We start from the raw sequence: 23,221 nt of genomic DNA, 5'->3' as shown, positions 1-23,221 counted from the left end.
GATAGGGCACCATACATTCATAACCCAAAGGGTGGGTGTGGAACCGATGCGCGGAGTGCATCGGTTCCACACCCACCCTGTTTTATTTAACGGTCTCCAAATGTTTGAATGCAACTGAGTAGGCGCTCTTGATCTGCCTCAGAAAGGGGTTGATCGATCCGCTGATAGTGATCGAAATCAATCGCCGTGCCTGCCCGAAATTGCCAGTGAGCCGCAGGACCATACGGTGGCTCAACTTGAGTCATATCAACGATTTGATTGCCATCGGCAAAGCCTCGGAAGCAAATGGCACCTATTGCCGATCGCCACTCAAATCCAGTGATGATACGCCCTGACTTGAACAGCACAATGTATGGATTGCTCAGCCGAGTTGCTCTGGGGGTGTTGTTCTCCCCAACCAACTGACCTGGTGCATAGTAGTATTCACCCTGAGGTAAGTCCTCTAGAGAGGTGAATGCACTACCCGTACAGATGAGTAAAACAGAACTGAGTAGAGCGATCGCCAAATCATTCATAAGACCAAGATTGTCAAAGGATAATGGGCTAACCGTCATCGCCCACACGAGGGATGTTTGCTCGTGGCATGCAACAAACGTTACAAGATCATAAAACTCATGAAAGAGGTATTTGATCAAACACTCCTGGCTGGCAAGATTAAGAGAAGTTAGATCAGCTTTTGTCAGTAATTGCCCCTAAAACGATCCCTGTTGATGACGCTTGGACTTTAGTTTTGCTACGTATAACGTAATTTAGTAATTCTGTGGCGTTTTAAGCAAAGAGTGTTTTGCGAGATCTCGGCTGAGTGGGATCTCAAAAAATACTCATCACCGATGTCAGCACTTAGCGCTATCGTCCCTGCTGCTCGGTTGGGATCGTCAATTGAATTAAACCGAGGATTGATTTGCAGAGGTAAGGCGATGCCCCGCTTCTGCAACTGAACATTCGAGTTTTTGTAAATGCGTGACCCTTAGTTGAGTAAATCTACTCTTCATCTACGGAGCTTTAGTTTGACGCTTATGTTATCCAGCATTTCACCCGCCCCCTCCATAGCTGTTTCACCAGTTTCATTACAATTGCAGTTTAAAAATCTTGTTTTTATTGATGCGGCTGTCGATGACTACCCCAGTCTCATGGCAGGCGTTTTACCGGGTTATGACGTCATTCTCTTGCATCCGGAAACCGACGGTATCGCCCAAATTAGTGAGGTGCTGTCAAACCAGATTGATATTGCCACCATACACATTGTTTCTCATGGTCATGCAGGTCGGTTGCAGTTAGGAAACATCTGGCTGAGTTTAGAAACGTTGGTACCGTACCAAAATCAACTCTTGCAATGGCGCGATCGCCTGGCTGATGGTGCAGAGATCTTTCTATACGGTTGTCAGGTTGCCGAGGGCATTCAGGGAGAGGCATTTATCCGACAACTACACGCCCTGACGGGTGCCAAAATTGCGGCATCTACCAGCAAAACAGGTGCCGCTCACCATGAGGGAAACTGGCAGTTAGAACGAACGATTGGCTCCATTCAAACCCCACTTGCGTTTCAGCCCACGGTGATGGCACACTATCCGTCCGTTTTAACGACGTTGTTGTTTGAAGATTTTTCGGATGCCATTGGCAGTACTCCTCCTCCAGGTTGGAGCATAGATGTTATTGCAGGTGATCCGTCAATTGATGCCTGGGTGTTTGATAACCCTGCCGGACGAGATGTTGCCGATCTGTTAACCGATCCCTTTGCCATCTACGATAGCGACTTTTTCTCAAACGATGACATTGCCGAGAATGTAGCGTTTGTCTCGCCCGAGTTCGATATCTCTGGGGTGGATGAGTTATACCTCAAATTTGATCAGGAATATCAGGGCTTGATTGATCCCGACTATGGCAGTCTTGCCTATGTTGAAGTGCTGAATGGAGATACCTGGGAAACGGTATATTTCTCAGACTCCGGTGAACCTGTGATTGGTCCGCAAGTCGTGGACTTAACCGATACCTTAGCAGGGGTGTCGAGTACGCAGATCCGGTTTCGCTTTGAAGGCAACTGGTCGTATTACTGGGGGATCGACAATGTAGAAGTAACCGATGAACTGGTTCCCGGCATCAAAGTCATTGGCTCTCCGGCAGTCAGTGAGGATAATGTTCCTGATCCGCTCAGATTTAGCCTGGTTTTAGAGAAAGCACCGACTGCGGATGTAACGCTAAATTTTACGGTTGATGAGAATCAACTTCAGCCGATCGCATCCATCACCTTTACGCCCGATAACTGGAATATCCCCCAGACCGTACCTGTGGCGGCAGTGACCGATGATATCTATGAGGGCAATGATCAAAAGTCGCCGATCGAAATTACGGTGACGAGTGCCGATCCTCAATATGCGTCATTGCGAGTGCCTGATGCGATCGCCACGATTACCGAAGATGTCATCCCCAACTTCCCTAGTTACCGCACGGTTGAAGGCACATACGAAGATCTGGAAGCGATCGCGGCAGCAAATCCCGATCTGGCGAGTTGGGTTGATATTGGCGACAGTTACGACAAAGTGACCCCTGGCGGATCGTCTGGTTATAACATTTACGCTTTGCAACTGACCAACAAAGATATTGCTGCACCCAATGGCGGCGAAAAGCCGGCTTTATATCTCCAGGCATCCATCCATGCTCGCGAATATACCACCACTGAAGCCGTTACTCGTTTTGCTGAACAGTTAGTTGCCGGATATGGCGTGGATGCCGACTCCACCTGGCTACTCGATAATTTTCAAGTTCACATCGTACCGATCGTCAACCCCGACGGACGCAAGTTCGCCGAACAAGGTTATCTCTGGCGAAAAAATACCAATCCTGGGGATGGCACTGCCTTTTTCCCGTATTACGGCGTAGACCTGAACCGGAACTATTCCTCAAAATGGGGTGAAATTCCGGGTGGGTCGAGCGACAATCCCTTCTCAGATCTCTATCGTGGCACGGCTCCCTTCTCGGAACCCGAAACCCAAGCCGTTCGCGACTATTTGTTAGATCTGTTTCCTGATCAAAAGGGTCCTGACGAGTTTGATCCGGCTCCAGATGATGCCACGGGAGTGTACATCGACGTTCATAGTTACAGTAACCTGATCCTCTATCCCTTTGGCTGGACAAATGAGCCGCCGCCTAACTACACCGGCTTGAGAAATTTGGGACTCAAGTTTGGCTACTACACAGCTCTGGCAGATGGGGAAGCCTACGATGTGCAACAGGGGATCGGGCTTTATCCTACCGATGGCACCTCCGACGACTGGGCATACAACACCTTTGGTGTGGCATCCTACACCTTTGAGTTAGGGACTACCTTTTTCCAAGATACAGATTATTTTGAGACCATTATTGACCCAGAAATCATTCCTGCCTTTTTCTATGCTGCCAAGTCAGCCTATCGTCCCTATCAGACCTCCGCAGGTCCCGATATTGTCAATCCGGCGTTAAATTTTGGTGCAGTGGCGGCAGGGTTTGCTGTGACTCTAACGGCTACAGCTGACTCAACCCGCTACGATGATGACAATGGCAATTCTCCTCCAGGATTGACCGAAGGTTTAGAGCTGCCAGAGTTCAAAAATATTGCAGCGGCACGGTATTCCATCGATGCTCCTTCCTGGTTTGAGGGAACTACCACAGAAGAATTGGATGCCGCAGATGGTGCATTTGATGGCACCGTTGAAGATTTAATTGCCACGATCGACACGTCTGAGTTATCAGCAGGTCGCCATACGATTTACCTCGAAACCCAAAATGAAGATGGGGTTTGGGGCGTACCGACAGCGATCTTCCTGGATATTCTTGATATTCCAACCGACGCCAAGACCTTGACCGGAACGGGTGGGGCTGATGAATTGAAAGGAGGTAAACGCACCGACGTCATTTATGTATTGGCTGGGGATGATACGGCTGCGGGTGGTGGTGGCGATGATTATCTCTTTGGTGGCACCGGCGATGATACGCTGCGCGGCGATAATAATAGCGTTTCTTCGGGTGGCAGTTATAAAGCTGGCGATGATGTCATCTATGGGGGTGCCGGGGCAGACCGTATAGGTGGTAAGGGTGGCAATGATGCTCTCTATGGCGACGAGGGCAACGATAGTCTCTGGGGCGATGAGGGCGACGACTTGCTGTGGGGAGGTGCAGGCGACGATTATCTCAGGGGTGGTAGCGGGTCAGACACATTTGCGCTGGCATTTGGTCAAGGCACAGATACCATCTTTGATTTTAGAGTTGGCAGAGATTTAATTGGGTTGGCAGGTCGGCTGAGTTTTGAGCAACTAGATATTACCCAAACCGATGGCAATGTCTTGATTGGTTTTCAGACAGAAACGCTGGCAGTTTTGCAGGATGTGACGGCAACGTTGACGGCAGCTGACTTTGCCCCGATCGCATAGTGATCGACGATTCAATGAACGTGAACCCTTCGGGTTCACGTTCAAATTCATCCCGCTATAGCGTTGTGCAGGTTGTTCAATACGATTTTGTGGGGCACGGAGCGCCCCACAACACCGTTTCTGTACTTAAATCGCTATACAACCCTCCATGCAGCAAGATTTAGTGTTTGCACTACTCGTTCAATTTTCATAGCCATTGGTAGGAAGCGCCTGGTTACACAAAGCCCCTGATGAATGGCAAAACAAAACCTTACAAATAGCGCTGCACTGCGTTGCCAAACTCTTCGTAGGGCTTGACCCCAATGATGGTTTCTTGCAACTCACCTTGCTTAAAAAACATGACAGCCGGAATGCTTCGAATGTTGAAGCGATTGGCGATCGCCTTGTTGTTATCCAGATCTAGTTTGTAAACTTTGGCGCGATCGCTATACTCTTCTGCCAACTGATCCATCAGCGGGCTAACCAGTTTACATGGTCCACACCAACTGGCCGTGCAATCTACCACCAACAACGCCTCATTGGTCACGAGTGCATCAAACTCAGTTTCATCTTGAATAAAAGCGGCTGTACCCATTACGGCGTCTCCCGAAGTGATTAATGTCTGATCAGACTGCTTGACTTTAGCAGAAATTAGATGACAACCTGCTTTTGTAAATCAGGCTGCTTTACATCACGAAGCTTGAACTGTGGATTATAGCGCTTTGCACCCGGATAAATGACGGGTGTTGAGTGAGAGCCGCGCGGGGCGCGGCTCTCACTCAATAATTTGTACGCACGCTATTGAGACTTGCTATAGCGATCCTAAATTCGGTGTGAAAGCGCCCGCCCGAAGGGCGGGCGCTTTCACACCGAATCATTTTCACAGATCAAATAGGATTGCTATATAGCAATTGAGTAGATGGTTAAGACAGTGGGGCTAGGGTTCCACTCCTGCACCCCGTTCAATCAGCCTCTCGGCTGCTATATGTAGCGCTATGCAGGTTGATTCAGTACGGTATTGTGGGGCGCTCCGCGCCCCACAATACCGTTTCTGTACTTAACGAACGTGCACACCGCTATAAACGCTGCAAAACTCGGTGTCAAAGCTACGCTTCATCCTGAATCATGCCGTTCCCGATCTACCAGTTTTTGGGCGGTGCGTAAGATTTGTCCTGCCAGCATGGCTGCCCCAAAGCCATTGTCAATATTAACAACGCCGACCCCGGCAGCACAGGAGTTCAGCATCGTCAGCAGAGGGGCTAACCCACCAAAATTTGCGCCATAGCCAATGCTGGTGGGTACAGCAATCACAGGGCAATCTGCCAGCCCTGCCACCACGCTGGGTAAGGCTCCTTCCATCCCTGCCACCACAATCAAAACATCGGCAGAGGCAACCAATTCCCGGTGGCTGAGCAGTCGATGAATGCCCGATACCCCCACATCCCAAAGCCGCTGCACCCGAAAGCCTGACAGTTCTGCGGTAACAGCGGCTTCTTCTGCAACTGCCAGATCGGCGGTGCCTGCCGAAATCAGGGTAATGGTACCGAGATATTGGGGTTGAACCTCAGTAGGAACGATCGCACAAATCTTTGCCATTTCGTAATAGCGCAAATCAGCAACCTGCCAGCGCAGTTGGCTAAATACCAGGGGGTCGATGCGAGTTGCCATAACGACGGAATTGCGCTGCCGTAGCGCTGCAAAAATCTGGGCAATTTGTTCCGGAGTTTTTCCGGGACCCCAGATGACTTCGGGAAATCCGGTGCGTAAGACGCGATGGTGATCGACCTTGGCAAAATCTGCCACGGGTTCAAAATCAAAATGTTTGAGCTTGTCTAGGGCAATATCGGGTGCTACGTCGCCAGCAGCAACCGCATCCAGCAAATTACGTAAAGCGTCGGGTTGAGTCACAGGGAAAAGAATAAAGGGATAAAGGGATACGACTGTGATCAGGATAATGAGAATGAGAGGCATCACGTCTCTCATTCTCATCATCTCAAATCCTATTTCACACGAATTTCTTGGATATTCCACAAGCCCCAACTGGGTAAGCCAGAATATTTAACGCCTTCGACGCGATCGCGCACTGCCATCAAAGCAATTTCTTGCACCAGATGGATCACCGGCAACTGATCTTGGACAATTTGCTGAAATTCAGCATATATCGCCTGGCGCTTTTCTTCGTTCCATTCTTTAGCACCCGCCTCAAACAGGCGATCGATCTGCTGTTCCCAGTCAGATATTTGCCAATCAGATAACGATGGCGAACCGGGTTGGGGTCCCAGGTTAAATAAATGAGAACCACCACCACTCGTCCATAAATTAGCCGCCCCATGGGGTTCGATACCACCTGTGAAGCCAATCAAATGACAATCCCAATCGCGGGTATCGGTCAGCTTACTCAGCAATGTACTAAAGCTAATAGGACTAAAGTCAACTTGTATGCCAATCTTGCCTAGGTCAGTTTTAATCTGGGCACCGATGGCTTCTCGAACTTCATTGCCGGAATTGGTAAGCAACGTAAACCGAACCAGATTGCCATCTGCGTCGAGTAACTGCCCGATTTCGTTATAGCGAAAGCCGATCGATTGCAGCAGTTGCTTGGCTTTGTCTGGGTCGTAGGGGTAAACCTTCAAGCCATTTTCGGGACTAAGGTAAAACGGACTTTGCACGGCAATGGGCGAATCTTGGGGAATGCCAATGCCCTGGTAGATATTGTTGATCATCCGAGGGCGATCGATCGCATAGGCGACGGCTTGACGAAATTCCTTGGCGTTAAACCAGCGTGACTTGATCGGATCGACAAACGGTTGCCCTTTATCGTTTTTGGCACGGTTGAGGTTAAACGAAATGAAGGTCATACTGGACCAGGAACCGCCCTGGTAAATCTTGAATTTGCCCCGTGCTTCTTCACGTTTTAACAGCATAAAATCTTGGGGGCGCAGCACTCGCACATCGCCAATGGCATCTAACCCACCCGACCGAAATTGCAGCAGTTGTGTGTCGGTTGAATCGCTAATTTGCCAAACAATGCGATCGATATAAGGAAGTTGAGAACCCAGGTCATCTTGTTGCCAGAAGTGAGGATTGCGGCGAAAAATGATGCGTTCGCTGGGGGTATAGCTTTCGATCAAATAGGGACCGTTGACAACAATATCGGCGGGGTTGGTGTCAGTGCCCCAGGTCGAAAGAAATAAGGGATTACCATTGGAATCGAGCGATCGCACGGAGTCTTCTAACCGATGCTTTGGCAAAATGACAATATCAGTGGGGGGTCCCGATGTGGATGGCAAGAAGGGAGAAAATGGCTCTGGCAAGGTAAATTCTACTCGTCGATCATCCAGTTGGCGGACGTTTGGAAACGCTCGATTGGCACCAATTCTCAAGCCGTCTTTGGCATCCGTTGGGATTTTTTCGTTGAATATAATATCTCGATAGGTAAACACCACATCGGCAGCCGTCAGCGGTTCACCATCCGACCAGCGCAAATTGGGACGCAACGTAAAGGTAATCATCCGCTGGTCGGCGGAAACCTCCCATGACTCTGCCAGATCGGGTTGAATATTGCCTGTCGTGCCCTCTTGAGTCGTCAGTCCGCGAAATGTGAACAAAAAAATGTTGGGAAACTCCTGGTTCAGGGCGTAATTAAACGTTTTGGGATCTTGCAGGGTGGTCAGCACCAGTTGCGTCGCGCCTTCTGCCTGAGAGGGTGTCGTCAGCAAACGACAGGCGCTAAAGAACAGGGTAGCAATGAGAAGAACCCCGATAATCAACCGACGGCGCATAAGCAGACCTGCAAGTCTTGCAAGAACGAGGGGAATGGTTAAACCACATTATATTTCTGGCTCGAAATATTTCTGGCTTAGATCTGGCTGGAAAACGTGGATTTCACGATACACCTATAATTTTTGGGGAGGGCGACGGCTCCGCCGTCGCCCTCCCCAAAAATTAGATTTTATTCAAGCCGTTAGCCCATTCTTGATAAGTTTCAGTAATGCTTTTGATTAGAAGAAAATATCAGGTGTCAGCTATCACGATAATATTGAGGAAACTGCGGAGTGCTGAGGGCAATGACACACTCATCCTGATGGCAAATCCACACCCTTGAAAGGCGTTCATAATACTTTCGCAAACATCTTGATGATCAAGATCGTTGATACCTACGAAGATACTTTGCTCAGCAATTCTTTTCCGGCTGTAGCACAAGACCGCATTCTTGCTGCCATCGATGTGGGCACCAATTCCATTCACATGGTTGTGGTGCGAGTTCAGCCGTCTATTCCTAGCTTCAGCATTATTTCGCGAGAGAAGGCGACCGTGCGACTGGGCGATCGCGATAAAGAGACGGGCAACCTCAGTAAAGCGGCAATGGAACGGGCGTTTACGGCGCTCAAGCGCTGCCAGGAGATTGCTAGAAGTCTGAATGCGGAAGATATTATTGCCGTTGCCACCAGTGCCGTCCGAGAAGCTCCGAATGGACAAGACTTTCTCAAGTCTATCGACGATGAACTGGGGCTATTCATCAACCTCATTTCTGGCACCGAAGAAGCGCGACGCATCTATCTGGGCGTGCTGTCGGGGATGGAGTTTAACTACCAACCTCACATCATCATTGACATTGGTGGCGGTTCTACCGAGCTAATTTTGGGTGATGGGCATGAACCCCGTAGCCTCAGCAGTACCAAAATCGGGGCAGTTCGGCTAACCGCAGAAAAAATCAACACTGACCCGATCAGCACAGAAGAATTCAGCTATCTCAAAGCCTATGTGCAGGGAATGTTGGAACGTCCGGTAGAAGAGATTCGTAGTCATCTGCAACCGGGAGAAGTGCCTCGTTTTATTGGTACGTCGGGCACGATTGAAACCCTGGCAACGCTTCATGCCCGCGAGAAGTTGGGGATTACGCCAACGCCTCTCAACGGCTACCAGATGAGCCTGAAAGATTTGCAGGAGATTGTTAATCGCCTGCGCAAGCTAACCTGTGCAGAGCGAAGCGCTTTACCGGGAATGTCGGATCGTCGTTCGGAGATCATCATTGCCGGAGCCATGATTTTGCAAGAAGCGATGATCTTGCTGGGCGTTGATACGATCGCCATTTGTGAGCGATCGCTGCGAGAAGGGCTGGTTGTAGACTGGATGCTGACCCACGGGCTGATCGAAGATCGGTTACGCTATCAGCGATCGGTGCGGCAACGGAGCATTATTAAAATCGCCCACAAGTATGCCCTCAACATGGAGCACGGAGAGCGAGTCGCTCGCTTTGCTCTGAATCTGTTTGACCAGACCCAGGGAGTTTTGCATGACTGGGGAGCAGCAGAACGTGAACTGCTCTGGGCAGCCTCAGTCTTGCATAACTGCGGTCACTTTATCAGCCATTCTTCGCACCACAAACACTCCTACTACCTAATTCGCAATGGCGAACTGCTGGGCTACACCGAGTTAGAAGTAGAAACGATCGCCAATCTTGCCCGTTATCATCGCAAAAATGCGCCCAAGAAAAAACACGATAGCTATCGCAATATCAGTAGCAAGCGATATCGCAAAGCCGTAGATCAACTCAGTGCCATTTTGCGCTTAGCCGTTGCCCTCGATCGCCGTCAGATTGGTGCAATTCAGCAAGTGAAATGCAACTATCATCCGGAGCTAAAGCAACTGGATTTGCACATTTGGAGTGCGAAGGCTGGCGATGACTGTGCGCTAGAGCTGTGGAGTTTGGATCAGAAAAAATCGTGTTTTGAGTCAGAATTTGGCATTAAGCTGATGCCAAAACTGGAATCGCTTCGAACCCCGACCTGAGCGCCTACCGATAGGTCATGATTTTTTGTGTGGTGGGGCGCGGAGCGCCCCACCACACCGTTTCCGTACTTAATGAACCTACATAGCGCTATATCGCCAACCTAAAGTGGCATGACTTATTTATCTCGTCAACGGCTATAACTTTAAACAAACATCACACGTCTCAGTATTTATCCGGATAAGGGTTTATATTTTAGCCCACTTAATCGGTTATAAAACTTGTATAGCGATCTGAATTGATAAAGGGTATGCAAAGAGGTGCAGTTTTTTTGACACGCGATCGCTAATTTTACGGAAGGTGCATTGTGCCGGTTCTTCTTATTAACCCTGTGTTGTCTTTAAAGACCTGTTGGGATATGAAACCGTCTACATTGCCTTTTTTCATTTGCCTGCTTATTACGGTGTTGAGTGCGTTGGTCGGTCGGGTTGACGCCAAGTCTGTAACCGATCCACTTGCGCCCAAAAGTCTTTCCTTATTCGACTTGCAAACGTTTCAAGATCAGGTTTGGGAGACTGAAGCATTACCGCCAGTGTCTTTTCCCCGTAAACCGTTTGCAGGGTTGACAACAGACGATAAAGCGTTTTACCTGCCGCCTTTGACAACGCAATTTTTCATTGCAGAGTTGGCATTGGATGAACGCTTAAAAGCGGAATTAACCACCGAGAAAGCGATCGCCCCTGCCCCTGCCCCTGCCCCGGCTCCGGCACTGGAACCTGATGATCTGGTAGTGCAGTTTCCCGAAGCCCGATACCCACGAGTTAGGGTGCCGGATATTAAATTTCTCAGCATTCAGATTCAAGAGAATGACCAATTTGCCATCATTACCATTCCAGCGGATAGTCTGTTTGATTTTGATCAGGCTGTGGTTCGCCCCAATGCTCAAGAAATGATGCGTCAGATCGGGCAGGCGATCGCCACTCGTTATCCCAATAGCACCCTCAAAATTCAGGCGCACACAGACTCACTCGGCGATGAAGCCTACAATCAACGCCTCTCAGATCGTCGGGCTGACTCGATCCAACAGTGGTTGAAACAGCAGCATAGCCTCAAACTCATGTCAATGATGAGTCAGGGGTATGGCGAGATGCGCCCGATCGCCCTGGATACTAACATCGATCGATCAGACAATCCCCTGGCTCGGCAGCGCAATCGCCGGATTGAACTGGTCGTCCAAAAACAACCCAACTTAGCGTTTCCGTCCCCTCAGGCGAATTATTCACCCGCCAATCCCCATGCCCAATTGCTGCTATCGGCTGCCCCGAACACCGAGCCAACCCCAGCAGCCAAGCCAGAAACTGCCCCCCCTGTCCCCACCCCTGACCTGACAGCAGAGTCGTTACCCCAAAGGTCTGTGGATGAAGAGGATGCAGCTGATTTAAATATCGAGTTTCCTAAAACGGCGTTTCCGATCACCAGATTGCCGGAAATTACTTCTCTGCGGGTGACGGTTCAAGCCAATGAGCAATTCACCATCATCACAATTCCGGTAGACAGTCTCTTTGAGTTTGACCAGGATGAGGTGCTTGCCGATGCCGAGGAGATGATGCGCCAGATCAATCGAGCGATCGCCACGCATTATGCTAACCGTCCAGTAAAAATTCAGGCACATACAGACTCGATTGGCAGTGACGCCTACAACCAGAGTGTGTCAGAGCGTCAGGCTGAGGCCGTCAAGCAATGGCTGAACCGTCAAGGCAAGATCGATCTGACCTGGCTCAGTAGCCAGGGCTATGGAGAAACCATGCCTGTAGCCCTCGATATCAACAGCGATCGATCCGATAATCCTCTGGGTCGGCAGCGTAACCGTCGCATTGAAATCATCATTCAAAAGTAGCCAGGGGTTTTAGGATTGAGTGTGGGAGCGATCGCCCTGCGATCGCTCCCACACTCAAGGTTGAACGGCTCAACGGTATGAAAACAGGGGTCTATGTAGGGATTGATTTTGGCACGTCTGGGGCACGGGCGATCGCCATTAATTCCCAGACAGAAATTCTGGCGCAGACGGAGTTTCCATGGACTTCAGGACTGACTTCAGAACACCATCAGACGGCTCTGTGGCAGACAGCTTTGTGGCAGACGGCTCTATGGCATCTAATCGGGGAATTACCGTCGGATCTGCGTCCTCAAATCCGGGCGATCGCCATCAATGGCACCTCATCCACTGTGTTACTCTGCGATCGCCAGGGTCAGCCGCTGGTGGAACCGATGTGGTACAACGATGCCCGTGGAGCTGCCGTCTTGGATCAATTACAGGCGATCGCCCCACCCCACCATACCGTTCTCAGTGCGACCTCCAGCTTGGCAAAGTTGCTCTGGTGGTCAGTGAATTGGGGCAATATCGACCCACAGAAACAGCCTGTGTATTTCCTGCATCAGGCAGATTGGTTGGCATTCTTGCTGCATGGGCAGTTGGGCATCAGCGATTATCACAATGCGTTGAAACTGGGCTATGACGTGGCAGCACTGAGCTATCCCGACTGGATGCAATCGCTGTCTCACCCGTTTCAATTGCCGCATGTTGTGGCACCGGGGACAGTTGCAGGAACCGTAACAGAGGCGATCGCCCAGCCATTGAACTTGCCCTCTGACTGCCAGATCTGCGCTGGCACCACCGATAGCATTGCTGCCTTTCTTGCCAGCGGTGCCCAGTTGCCGGGTGAAGCCGTTACCTCTTTGGGGTCAACCCTGGTGCTCAAGCTACTGAGTCAGACTCGTGTTGATGATGTTCGCTATGGCATCTACAGCCATCGCTTAGGTGATGTCTGGTTGGTCGGCGGCGCATCCAACACGGGCGGAGCAGTTCTGCAACAGTTTTTTAGTCAGGTGGAATTAGAACAGTTGAGCCGTCAATTGCAACCCGATCGCCCCAGTCCACTCGATTACTATCCCCTGACACAACCGGGAGAACGCTTTCCCATTAACGATCCGACTCTGGCACCCCGTCTCGAACCACGCCCCGATAACCCCGTTGAGTTTTTACAGGGTTTGCTAGAAAGCATGGCTCGGATTGAAGCCAGGGGCTATCAACTACTGCAAGATTTAGGTGCAACCCCTTTAACCCAGGTTTATACGGCGGGTGGAGGTGCCAGGAATGAGGCATGGACAACGCTGCGATCGCGCCATTTGGGGGTTCCTGTAAACGCATCTGCCCATACCGCAGCGGCATATGGAACGGCATTGCTGGCGCTCAACGGCAGTCGTCCAGTTCGCAAAAATCAGCACGGCGAAATCCCGACATGAAGCGGCACGGGAAACCCAGAGTTTCACCCATTGTCTGCCCAAAACCAGTAATGCCCGTGATAGGGTAAATCTAAACAGTGTCAATCGGTTTGCTCATGCCACCCTCTGTTGATCCAGAACTCCGCGCCCGCCTCAAATCAGAGATCAAAGCACCCTATCGTCCGTTCCGGCAATTTATTTATGTTGCATTTGGCGCATCGGGTTTGATCGGCGCATTTGTAATTTTGATGCAGTTGTTGGCAGGTCGAGAGGTCGGTGTTGCTGCGCCCAATTTTGCCTTGCAAGTGGGAATAGTGGCGTTAATGGTTTGGCTGTATCGATTAGAGCTAAAAATGGGACAAAAGCGTTAGGGCGTGGTTTAAAACTCGCTAAAAGGGTTGTTTTTTCGTGCGCTTCGCGCTTGGATATGTTCAGTTTTTTTGTTGTGTGCCGCGCGGAGCGCGGCACACAACAAAATGAAGCGGCATCTTATTCAACCCCCCGGCTATCGCCATCCCCCTTGCCAAGGGAGACTACAGGGGGTTCTAGTTTGGCGCAACCTCATAAAAGATTGGTATTAGGTATCAGTCTCACTGAAGGGAGGTTTCCAGCTCCACAGTTCGCCGATCACGGGTTGTAACTGACCGCCATAGGTTGCTTCAAATTCAGCTCTAAAGTAGTCTGGCAGATTCAGCAGAAAGATGGGATGCGATACATCAGTCAGCGTTGGAATTTCCTTCGACACTCCAACCTCTGGAAGGGGCAGCAATTGAACCGTTTCATTCAACAAATAGCTCAACGAGACTAAATTAGCGGGGTTATAGCCAAAGGCATCCGTGATTAAAATCGGGCGATCGCTCGTGTTGAGAATCTGAGCAATGACTGGGTTGTCGTAGCTCATGACTTTATTCCACCAGGTATTGGACTGCAAAAACATGCCACCAGAAACGATGCCAGCGATCGCCAGTAGGGTGAACAGAGCGATTCCCATAGAGCGATACCAACGGTTTGCCGTGATGAGTAACTGAGCGATCAGATACGCCACCGCAATTTGCAGACACAGGAAAAAGGGAAGGAAATAGCGGGTGGTTAAAGAGCGCTGTCCTCCAAACACCAGATCGGGCAATATTAACGGCAGTGATGTGCCCGCTAATACGCTCAACGCAAACAGCCAGGACGACTTGGGAGCTTTTTTAATCAAAAAGTAAAACGCATACATCTCCAGCAGCACGATCGGAATAATAGCCCACCAGTTTATCTGTCCATCGGCTGCAAACGGATTGCCATCGGTATCGAAAAACACCCGGCTGAGGTTCAACATCCACAGCTTAAACCCTGTGGACAGGGGTAGGGAAATGGTAATCCAGGCGGTTGATGCTTTGAAAACATCCGAATAGGTCGCCAGGAAATAGAGCCAGGGAACAAATGCGATGACGGCGATCGCCCCGGTGAGCAAAAATGTGATGGCTCGTCGGGTCAATTGCACATGCAATTGGACGCCATCCTCCATTTTCTCCAGACTCATGGGCTGCGTGGAGAGGACATAAAGCCCGTGACCCAAGGCGACGAGGGCAGAAAACACAGCCGTATAAAACGACACGATCAGCGTCAGACCATACACCATCCAGCGCTGCCAGCGATCGCATCGGATTGCCCACAACAATGCCGCACTACTGAATAACGTCAAGGCAGTAAGCAAGCTATATTCTCGGGCTTCCTGGGCATATACTACATGGATCGGCGAGATGGCTAAGAGAGCGATCGCCACCCATCCGACCAGAGGCGATTGAAACAACTCCCAGCACAGCCAATACACCCCCGGAAAAATCAGCATGCCCAAGATGGCGGCAAAACTGCGCGTTACCACAACGGAGTCTCCCCAGCAGCGCATCCAGGCGTGCATCAACAGATAGAAGAAAGGAGGATGTTGGGGATCTTCACTACCTAATCCAAAAATCAGTTGTGACACCGTCCGGGTTGGATCAAGGCGTTGATAAGGTAACAAGGCAGCGGGAGCAACCTCCTGCCCCGTAAAGATCTCTGCCTTCAGCTCTGATCCGGTGTGCGCAGTTGCCTCCATTGAGGTAAACACCTCGTCATGCCAGTACACTTTTTTGTCTAAATGGCTAAATCGAAACACAATACCAACGATGAGGAGACCGAGAACGATCCATCTTAAGAGCGCAAGCACAGGCTTTTCGGCAACGGTCTTGAGGTTCTCCATATGCGGTATCTCCTGGGGGGCAATACCGCACTATTGTAGTCATATAGCCATCCCCAATGAGTTGTAAAAGCGCCCGTCCTTCGGGCGGGCGCTTTCACAGCTAATCAGGTTCACACATCAAATAGAATCGCTACAGAGCAGATTCAATCCAGCAGCGCCGATACACTCTATGGAAACCTTAACGGGCAAACTGCCCATTGTGATTGCGCATCGAGGTGCCAGTGGCTATTTGCCAGAGCATACGCTGGCGGCTTATCAATTGGCGATCGCCCAGGGAGCCGATTTTATTGAGCCAGATCTGGTTTCGACGCAAGATGGCGTACTGGTCGCCCGCCACGAACCGAATTTGATCGACACGACAAATGTGGCAGATCTACCCCAGTTTGGCGATCGCCGCACGACCAAAATGGTGGATGGACTGGCACAGACGGGCTTTTTTGCGGAAGATTTTACTGTAGCCGAACTGAAGCAACTGCGAGCCAGGCAGGCTCATCCCGATCGCGACCCATCGCACAACGATCGCTTTACCATCCCCACCCTGCAAGACATTCTCGATCTGGTGAAACAGGTGGAACGGGAAACGGGGAAAAAAGTCGGCATCTATCCCGAAACTAAGCACCCGACTTATTTTGATCAACTGGGTTTGTCGTTAGAAGAACCGCTGATTGCCCAATTGGTTGCTAACGAATTTACCGATCCCAAACGGGTTTTTATTCAATCCTTTGAAGTTTCTAATTTACGGGATGAATTGCCTGCTTTGATGGCAGCCGCAGGAATTGCTTTGCCGCTGATCCAACTGTGTGACGCGTGGCATCTTCAACCCTATGATGGGGTTGTCAACGGCGATCGCCAGACCTATGCCGATTTGATGGCAGAGGACAATCTACCCCAGGTTGCCACCTATGCAGCAGGAATTGGATTGTGGAAACGCAGCTTCGTTTTGGCAGAACCGCTTGATCCCCCGATCGATCTGGATGGGGATGGTATCGCTGAAACCTGCGAAACACTGACGGGCGAGATTGTACCCATCATCAAATTGGCTCATGCCGCAGGCTTATGGGTGCATGCCTATACATTCCGCAATGAAGCTCGATATCTGGCTCACAATTACAACGGCAATCCTTCAGCAGAATACGACCAGGTTTTTCAACTGGGGATAGATGGGGTATTTTCAGATTTTCCTGATACTGCCCTGGCAGCTCGCGATCGCATCCAAACCCTACCTGAGAACAGCAGTCCCTAAAAACTAGACCATGAAATCCTAATTTTGTTGAGGCGCGGCTCCACCGCGCCTCAACACTTAAGACCTCGGAGGTTTTTAAAACCTCCGAGGTCTTATATCTTGCAGCCACCCCAATCTGTCAGAGATCTACACATAGCGATCCTAAATCGGGTGTGAAAGCGCCCGCCCTTCGGGCGGGCGCTTTCACACCGGATCATTTTCACAGATCAAATAGGATTGCTATAGATTCAGAGGAAAATCGCTTCATCGGGCAACACAGGCGTTATACTGCAAATTTGCAGAGATTGGGTACTCTGCAACACGTTTGACATCTTAGAAAATGCCGCTGTTAGTTGTTTGTTTCGTCTTATTTTTTGGCATGGCGGAGCTTTATCCGTTGGTCGAAGGCATAACGGTGCCCATGCCTGTTTTTATTGTCGTTGGCTTTTTGCTGGCAATCGCCTCTAACTACCATCAGCCCGCCGGATTGCCCTGGCGAATTAAGGGTAAATCTATCGAGCGATCGCCTAATATCACAGGGGCAAACATCCAACAACCAGGGATTCCCATAGCTAACGCGATCGCGCAACCTGTAGCAGACGCAGATGCGATCGACGCCAACCGATCATCCGTCCACGCTGCCCCGTCAGCCAATCCTGTAGCTGCTCAGGTCTCTACTCCACTGCGGAAGAGTCCACAATTGCCAAACCTGACTCGCTCATCCCATCCCAATCGGTAGAGTAGGGCTTACTTCAGCGCATAGGACGCTTGATATTCCACCAGTTCGATCTCGTTACCATCGGGATCGGTGACGTAGATACGGTGCTTGGTTTCAGGGGCGGTCATGGTGTAGTACTCAATGCCATTTTTGTCTAGCTGCGCCTTCATCTGGTCGCCATCGGCAATCACGAATCCAATGTGGTTGATGCCAATGTTTTCGTACAGATGATGAGTACGTTCTAGCTCGGGCGTATCGTTAAGTGCGAGATAAAACTGGCGATCGCCAAAGTGCATCCAGCGCCTGCCATCATTTTCCCCTTCAGCCCGAACCGACCAATCCGGGAAAAGCGCCTGGTAAAACAATCGGGTTTTGTCGAAGTCACGACAGGAAAGATTGATGTGCTCAAACCGATTAAAGTTCATAGCTATTTCCTTGTTTTAGATGCATTGCTAATGTCAAACGACAAACGTTGTCAGCCTTGAGGCATCAACAATGCCTTTCCTTAAATCATAATCATAACGACTTCGACTTGACAAGGGGATGACTCATGTCAATTTTCAATCGAGTGGAGTACAAACTAACTTTTTGAGAGAGACGCGCGGAGCGCGTCTCTCTCAAAAAGTTAGGCTTTATTCAATCCACAAGCTAATTAACAGGCAATCAGGCTATGCCCTCTGATACTGCCTGACTGAGCGAAAAGCTGACAGTAAACCTGTCGGTTATAGGGAGTTGAAATACCTTTTTGCTCGCCTAACTGAATAATAAAGCCATTGAGAAAGTCAATTTCTGTATTTCGTCCTGACATTAAATCCTGATACATCGAAGAATAGTGTTCGGGAACTTGATTGATGATGTTATGGATGGCTTCTCGCATGATGACTAGGTCAGGCAACGCATAATCATCGTTCAAAACCTGCCAGCTTTCTTGAATAATTCCATCCACAATAGAGCAGGTTCTCGGATGCAAAACTAAATCACCAAACGGTTTCTTCTCAATGGCTGAGAGGGCATTAACAGCCGCATTAAAAATTAATTTCTTTGCTCTCGCTTGTGCCAGATCCGTTGCAATATGACACCGAATTTTGGCAGACAACAGTAAGGCACAGACGTTTCGCCCTATCAGCGTATCTTCAGCCTGAAATCCTAAGTCTGTTTCTGTTACCAGAATCTGATTGTGGGTCAGGTTATACCCATTGAATACGCTGAAGGTTGTGAAGCCTGCATGGCGTTGCCATTCCCCATAAAAATCACGATTGACCAGTCCATTTTGAATGAAAGCAAGTATCGTTGGATCAAAGTGATAGCGACTCAGATCGATCAAGGTATTCGGGGTGTCATATAGCTTGGTCGTAACAAAAATAGTGTCGTATTGATCGGGCTGTAATTGATAAATTCGTGGCGGTAAGGAATAGGGTAATTGATTGATCCAAATTGGGTCGGTGATACTGCGAAGTTTTCGTCCGCCATACAGAACCACATCATATCCAGCGGCATACAACGTTGTTCCTAAAAATATGCCGATCGCACCCGCACCCAATACCAAAATTCTCATCATAAACATGACCTACAGATAGGGATTTTTCTACCTGCAACCGTTCATTTTTGCCTGAGGGGTGTGTGAGGAAAAGCCTAACACACCCCAATCTTTTGAGTTCTCAAATCGGGTTTTGAAATTACGTGAAGGTTGCAATGTCTTGAAGGGATTTCAATAATTCATGGATCTCTGCCATCGTGTTGTAATGGACTAATCCGATCCGCAATAATCCGCCACTCGACTCTATCCCCAGTGCCTCAGTTAAACCCAACGCATAAAAATTTCCGTGCCAGCTAAAAATGTGGCGATCGCCCAATTGTTTCGCGACCTCGTGGGGAGAGTGTCGAGCAAACCGGATGCCAACCGTAGGTGTACGCCAGAAAAAGCGATCGGGTTCTGTGATGCCGTAAACCGTCAAACCTGGAATCTGCATCAACCCGGCAACCAACCCTCGACTCAGGTCTTGCTCATAAGCCTGAATGGCTTGCATTGCCGTTAATAGCGCATGACGGCGGGTTGTCGCCTCCGGGGAAAGGCGATCGCCCAATTCTGCCAGGTACGCGATCGCCGCCACCAAACCAGCCAAGCCCTCATGGTTTTGGGTGCCCGTTTCCCAGCGATACGGTACCTGATCTGGCGCAGGCTGCACTTTGTAGGGTTGCAGCCGCGCCAGAAGCTCTCGTTTGCCGTAGAGAATCCCTAAATGGGGTCCAAAAAACTTGTACGCCGAGCAAACTAAAAAGTCGCATCCTAACGCCCGCACATCGATCGCACCGTGGGGCGCATAGTGAACCGCATCAACAAATACCCAGGCACCCACCTCATGCGCCATTTTGACGATGGTTGAGACATCATTAATCGTTCCAACCGCGTTAGAGGCATAGCCAACGGCGACTAATCGAGTACGCGAATTCAGCTGTTGTGCCAGACTCTCTAAATCCAGCGTGCAATCTTCTAAATCAACCTTAACCGTGCGAATCACGATCCCCTGTGCTTGCAGAGCAGCCCAGGGTGAAACATTGGCAGAATGGTCGAGTTGGGTGACCACAATTTCGTCGCCCGGTTGCAGGTCCCGACCTATCGCCCGACTGAGGGCAAAGGTTAAGGTGGTCATATTGGCACCAAACACCACCTCATCGCGATCGCAGCCCATCAAATCAGCGATCGCCACTCGTGCTGCCCCAATGACCGCATCAGTTCGTTCACTGGTAGCAAATAGCCCGTGCGAATTAGCATTCGATCGCACCAGATAATCGCCCATTGCCTCGACGACCGTTTTGGGGACTTGAGTACCACCGGGACCATCGAAAAAAATTGCCGGTTGACCATTTATTTCCAGGGCAAGAGCTGGAAACTGCTCGCGAATCCATTGCAAATCTAAAGCAACCATAGCCGTCCGTGTCTAGGGTAGAGAAACAGCAAGACTCAACATCGCACCCAAATTGACTCAAAAGTCTCTGTGGAAGACGTTTATGTGTGTCAGCGCGGCGTCGCCGCGCTGACACACCTACATCTTCGGACGATCTGAAGACCATGAAACCTGCGATTTCACAGTCTCCAGGTTCCCGACCGATCGATCTAATCAGTCCGGTCTGTCTCTGATGGATCGGGCGGAAATAGACCCGGACAGGTTAAAACAAACACGTCTCTGACGCCATTGCCCGAAGCGATCGCCTGGATGGGCGATGTGAAGTGGAAAAACTGATGATCACTGAAGACTAAAAATTCACCAGGGTTGAGAATTTTGGTCAGGATTGGCGTGCCGTTTTGTTCTTGATAAAGATGGGTTTCTGCGCCTTCAATACCATCCCGATTGACCGAAAAAATGCCTACCAGATCGACGCCATCTCGATGCACCCCTTCCGGCGCAGGATTGCCAATTTGATCGGGATAGGCAGTAATACGAATTTGATGCACCCCAATTTCGTTATGAGATGTGCAAAGTTGACAGAATTGGAAAAATTCCCAAACGATTTTTTGGAAGTCTTCTAATTCGAGCAAACCATCTTCTAACTCGGCATATTCTCTCGCAATATCGCCTAGCAAAGGATTGTAGTTTTTGGATTGAAACAGTCGCCGATGGGGCAACTTGACCAGGCGATCGCCTGCCACTTTGAAGTGCGATAACCGTCGAAAACGGTAATTTCCTTCCAGATAAGGATCGGGTGGAAGATTATCAAAAAATGGGGTCAATTGATCAACCCTGACGGAGGTAATTGCCTCTAAGACATAGCTAGTTAGGCAACTGAATTCTTTGGGTTTAAACAAGTTCAGCATTCGGTAGACCTGCCAAAAAATGAACGAACCTTATATCATCTGAAACTGTAATTTTTCATGATTGGGGACAATGGTTTAAAGACACACTATGCCCCTGAATTTTCATGAGAATTTGCATAAAAATTAACTGGATAAAGTCCAAAACCCAGGTGTAAGCTTTACAGGGCAGGAGGTGACAACCTGTTTAAACATTACCCAGAGTCTCTGGCTTTGATTAACAAAGATAGGGACTGTTGTCCTCTTCACTCCTCGGGATAGCGATGCCATTTAGGAATCAAAAAGGGCACAGGGATCAAATCCTTGCGTGGGGGCGTCAGGTTCCGTACCCTTACTTAAAAACCAATTGGTGGACGCGATCGCGATTAATAACAGCTTGAAGTTAGGTATCAATCTGTAATCAACATTTGTGGAGACACTTTTGTAGAGATACTATGGATCACCACTGAATGATTGTTGTAGGAATCTCATCACCCGCTTTACCATGTTTTCTAACAGCGAATGAATGTTTTTCTGTTGATCCCCACATCGATCACTCTAGCGCAGGCGCAGATATTCTTGGGGAATTTGTAACGATTTAAATAAAGAAGTAGATGAAGAAATGATGGCAATTCGATAAAGATAATGAGGCAACTCTGATCGTCCTCCTTAAAAGAGAAGCCCTCTGCAAGCAAGTCCGCTACGCTACAGTGGATAGCGTGACTTTTGTTGCTTTTGCCACACTTTTGATTGAGCATGACTTCCGCACCTCTACCTGACGAATTTCAGGAGCATCGTTCCGCCCGACAAACCGACTGGCGCTTGTTTCGCATCTTGATTCCCTATGCGTTGCAAAACAAGCGGTTATTCGCCATATCTTTCGTTTTGCTGGTGCCCCTGGCGTTGGCAGGGTCTGTGCAGCCCATTTTGGTGGGTCAGGCGATCTCGCTGATCCGGGGAGAGCCAACGATGTGGTTTTTACAAGGGCGATCGCTCTCTGGTGGGCTAAATCTTCTGGTCGTGCTACTGGCATTAACGATCACGCTACAACTGCTGCTCAATAGCACCCAAAGCTATCTGATCCAGGGCTTGGGTCAACGGATTACTGCCAGTATTCGTAACGATCTGTTCGACCATGTCACCTCCTTAGCGGCACGTTTTTTTGACCGCACCCCCGTAGGCCGGTTGATTACCCGCCTCACCAGCGATGTCGATGCTCTGGGCGACGTCTTTTCTACGGGAGCGATCGGCATTGTCAGCGATCTATTTTCCATGCTGGTGATCATGGTGATCATGTTTTCGTTGCAATGGCAGCTGGCACTGATGTTGTTGCTGATGCTATTGCCGATTACGGCACTGGTGGTTTACTTCCAGCAGCAATATCGGACGGCAAACTATAAGGCGCGAGAAGAACTGTCGGCGCTCAATTCCAATCTGCAAGAAAATATTGTCGGCATTAATGTCGTCCAACTGTTTCGTCGAGAGCAGTTTAACAGCCAACTCTATCGCACGATTAACCTGCGCTACATTACCGAAGTCGATAAAACTATCTTTTTCGATTCTGCGGTCTCTGCCACATTGGAATGGATTGCATTGGTGGCGATCGCCGGAGTGTTGTTTCTAGGCGGTTTACTGGTTCTAAGAGAGCAACTCCAATTTGGCATCCTGGCGTCCTTCATCCTGTATGCCCAACGGCTGTTTGACCCATTGCGACAGTTTGCCGAAAAATTCACCGCCATTCAAGCAGGCTTCACCGCCCTCGAAAGAGTCAGTGATATCTTAAACGAACCGATCGAAATCCGTGACCCAGAAGCAGGCGTTAGACGTCAGGGGTCAGGGGTTAAGAGTTGGGGAGATAGGGAAGGTAGGAGA

The 23,221-nt window shown here is 49.6% G+C and carries 17 protein-coding genes; 8 read left to right on the top strand and 9 right to left on the bottom strand.

The window, feature by feature from the left end; genetic code table 11:
* Positions 1–86: 86 nt before the first annotated feature.
* Positions 87–554 carry a hypothetical protein gene (locus ACR6Z4_RS16925; RefSeq protein WP_479718476.1) on the bottom strand — a complete coding sequence of 156 codons (468 nt, stop codon included), beginning with the start codon at positions 552–554 and terminating at the stop codon, positions 87–89.
* Between the two features lie 519 nt (positions 555–1,073).
* Between ACR6Z4_RS16925 and ACR6Z4_RS16920 the strand changes: the two genes are divergently transcribed.
* The gene (locus ACR6Z4_RS16920) at positions 1,074–4,403 is read left to right on the top strand and encodes a M14 family zinc carboxypeptidase (RefSeq protein ID WP_479718475.1); all 3,330 of its coding nucleotides are present in this window, start codon (positions 1,074–1,076) and stop codon (positions 4,401–4,403) included.
* Between the two features lie 250 nt (positions 4,404–4,653).
* Here the strand turns inward: ACR6Z4_RS16920 and trxA are convergent, their stop codons facing one another.
* From trxA to ACR6Z4_RS16905, 3 genes are all read right to left on the bottom strand, one after another.
* Positions 4,654–4,977, bottom strand: coding sequence for a thioredoxin (gene trxA, locus ACR6Z4_RS16915; RefSeq protein ID WP_479718474.1), 324 nt, complete (start codon positions 4,975–4,977; stop codon positions 4,654–4,656).
* 518 nt (positions 4,978–5,495) lie between these two features.
* The gene (gene larB, locus ACR6Z4_RS16910; RefSeq protein WP_479718539.1) at positions 5,496–6,290 is read right to left on the bottom strand and encodes a nickel pincer cofactor biosynthesis protein LarB; all 795 of its coding nucleotides are present in this window, start codon (positions 6,288–6,290) and stop codon (positions 5,496–5,498) included.
* A gap of 92 nt (positions 6,291–6,382) precedes the next feature.
* Positions 6,383–8,164: an ABC transporter substrate-binding protein gene (locus ACR6Z4_RS16905; protein ID WP_479718473.1), complete on the bottom strand. Its 1,782-nt coding sequence runs from the start codon at positions 8,162–8,164 to the stop codon at positions 6,383–6,385.
* A gap of 355 nt (positions 8,165–8,519) precedes the next feature.
* Here ACR6Z4_RS16905 and ACR6Z4_RS16900 point away from each other — a divergent pair, with 355 nt between their 5' ends.
* From ACR6Z4_RS16900 to ACR6Z4_RS16885, 4 genes are all read left to right on the top strand, one after another.
* Entirely contained in the window at positions 8,520–10,175 is a 1,656-nt protein-coding gene (locus ACR6Z4_RS16900) for a Ppx/GppA phosphatase family protein (protein WP_479718472.1), read from the top strand.
* Positions 10,176–10,480: 305 nt separating this feature from the next.
* Positions 10,481–12,010, top strand: a complete 1,530-nt coding sequence (locus ACR6Z4_RS16895; RefSeq protein WP_479718471.1) for an OmpA family protein — start codon at positions 10,481–10,483, stop codon at positions 12,008–12,010.
* A 77-nt stretch (positions 12,011–12,087) separates the two neighbouring features.
* Positions 12,088–13,416, top strand: a complete 1,329-nt coding sequence (locus tag ACR6Z4_RS16890) for an FGGY-family carbohydrate kinase (protein WP_479718470.1) — start codon at positions 12,088–12,090, stop codon at positions 13,414–13,416.
* Between the two features lie 95 nt (positions 13,417–13,511).
* Positions 13,512–13,766, top strand: a complete 255-nt coding sequence (locus ACR6Z4_RS16885) for a DUF3493 domain-containing protein (protein ID WP_479718469.1) — start codon at positions 13,512–13,514, stop codon at positions 13,764–13,766.
* A 206-nt stretch (positions 13,767–13,972) separates the two neighbouring features.
* Here ACR6Z4_RS16885 and ACR6Z4_RS16880 read toward each other — a convergent pair whose 3' ends face one another.
* Positions 13,973–15,619 (bottom strand): glycosyltransferase family 39 protein, encoded by a 1,647-nt coding sequence (locus ACR6Z4_RS16880; RefSeq protein ID WP_479718468.1) that lies wholly within the window; start codon positions 15,617–15,619, stop codon positions 13,973–13,975.
* Positions 15,620–15,788: 169 nt separating this feature from the next.
* Between ACR6Z4_RS16880 and ACR6Z4_RS16875 the strand changes: the two genes are divergently transcribed.
* Positions 15,789–16,862 (top strand): glycerophosphodiester phosphodiesterase, encoded by a 1,074-nt coding sequence (locus ACR6Z4_RS16875; RefSeq protein WP_479718467.1) that lies wholly within the window; start codon positions 15,789–15,791, stop codon positions 16,860–16,862.
* A gap of 319 nt (positions 16,863–17,181) precedes the next feature.
* The gene (locus ACR6Z4_RS16870; RefSeq protein ID WP_479718466.1) at positions 17,182–17,580 is read left to right on the top strand and encodes a hypothetical protein; all 399 of its coding nucleotides are present in this window, start codon (positions 17,182–17,184) and stop codon (positions 17,578–17,580) included.
* An 8-nt stretch (positions 17,581–17,588) separates the two neighbouring features.
* On the opposite strand, the gene ACR6Z4_RS16865 is transcribed toward ACR6Z4_RS16870, so the two are convergent.
* The 4 genes from ACR6Z4_RS16865 to ACR6Z4_RS16850 form a co-directional block, all read right to left on the bottom strand.
* On the bottom strand, positions 17,589–17,984 hold the full coding sequence (locus ACR6Z4_RS16865; protein WP_479718465.1) for a VOC family protein: 396 nt from the start codon (positions 17,982–17,984) through the stop codon (positions 17,589–17,591).
* 227 nt (positions 17,985–18,211) lie between these two features.
* Positions 18,212–19,117, bottom strand: coding sequence for a ketopantoate reductase family protein (locus ACR6Z4_RS16860; RefSeq protein ID WP_479718464.1), 906 nt, complete (start codon positions 19,115–19,117; stop codon positions 18,212–18,214).
* Positions 19,118–19,235: 118 nt separating this feature from the next.
* Entirely contained in the window at positions 19,236–20,486 is a 1,251-nt protein-coding gene (locus ACR6Z4_RS16855) for a cysteine desulfurase-like protein (RefSeq protein ID WP_479718463.1), read from the bottom strand.
* 188 nt (positions 20,487–20,674) lie between these two features.
* Positions 20,675–21,373 (bottom strand): 2OG-Fe dioxygenase family protein, encoded by a 699-nt coding sequence (locus tag ACR6Z4_RS16850; RefSeq protein ID WP_479718462.1) that lies wholly within the window; start codon positions 21,371–21,373, stop codon positions 20,675–20,677.
* 732 nt (positions 21,374–22,105) lie between these two features.
* Between ACR6Z4_RS16850 and ACR6Z4_RS16845 the strand changes: the two genes are divergently transcribed.
* A partial coding sequence (locus tag ACR6Z4_RS16845) for an ABC transporter transmembrane domain-containing protein (protein WP_479718461.1) occupies positions 22,106–23,221 on the top strand: 1,116 nt, incomplete at its 3' end.

The organism is Calyptranema fuscum S582 (assembly GCF_055793305.1).
The sequence above is the reverse complement of the archived record's forward strand: the minus strand, read 5'-3'. Positions and strand labels throughout refer to the sequence as shown.

Excerpts from the sequence above, each read along its gene's own strand:
- ACR6Z4_RS16875 (WP_479718467.1), top strand. The coding sequence starts at position 15,789 with ATGGAAACCTTAACGGGCAAACTGCCCATTGTGATTGCGCATCGAGGT.
- ACR6Z4_RS16925 (WP_479718476.1), bottom strand. The coding sequence starts at position 554 with ATGACGGTTAGCCCATTATCCTTTGACAATCTTGGTCTTATGAATGAT.
- ACR6Z4_RS16880 (WP_479718468.1), bottom strand. The coding sequence starts at position 15,619 with ATGGAGAACCTCAAGACCGTTGCCGAAAAGCCTGTGCTTGCGCTCTTA.
- ACR6Z4_RS16865 (WP_479718465.1), bottom strand. The coding sequence starts at position 17,984 with ATGAACTTTAATCGGTTTGAGCACATCAATCTTTCCTGTCGTGACTTC.
- ACR6Z4_RS16890 (WP_479718470.1), top strand. The coding sequence starts at position 12,088 with ATGAAAACAGGGGTCTATGTAGGGATTGATTTTGGCACGTCTGGGGCA.
- ACR6Z4_RS16860 (WP_479718464.1), bottom strand. The coding sequence starts at position 19,117 with ATGATGAGAATTTTGGTATTGGGTGCGGGTGCGATCGGCATATTTTTA.
- ACR6Z4_RS16900 (WP_479718472.1), top strand. The coding sequence starts at position 8,520 with ATGATCAAGATCGTTGATACCTACGAAGATACTTTGCTCAGCAATTCT.
- trxA (WP_479718474.1), bottom strand. The coding sequence starts at position 4,977 with ATGGGTACAGCCGCTTTTATTCAAGATGAAACTGAGTTTGATGCACTC.
- ACR6Z4_RS16850 (WP_479718462.1), bottom strand. The coding sequence starts at position 21,373 with ATGCTGAACTTGTTTAAACCCAAAGAATTCAGTTGCCTAACTAGCTAT.
- ACR6Z4_RS16885 (WP_479718469.1), top strand. The coding sequence starts at position 13,512 with ATGCCACCCTCTGTTGATCCAGAACTCCGCGCCCGCCTCAAATCAGAG.
- ACR6Z4_RS16870 (WP_479718466.1), top strand. The coding sequence starts at position 17,182 with ATGCCGCTGTTAGTTGTTTGTTTCGTCTTATTTTTTGGCATGGCGGAG.
- ACR6Z4_RS16855 (WP_479718463.1), bottom strand. The coding sequence starts at position 20,486 with ATGGTTGCTTTAGATTTGCAATGGATTCGCGAGCAGTTTCCAGCTCTT.
- ACR6Z4_RS16905 (WP_479718473.1), bottom strand. The coding sequence starts at position 8,164 with ATGCGCCGTCGGTTGATTATCGGGGTTCTTCTCATTGCTACCCTGTTC.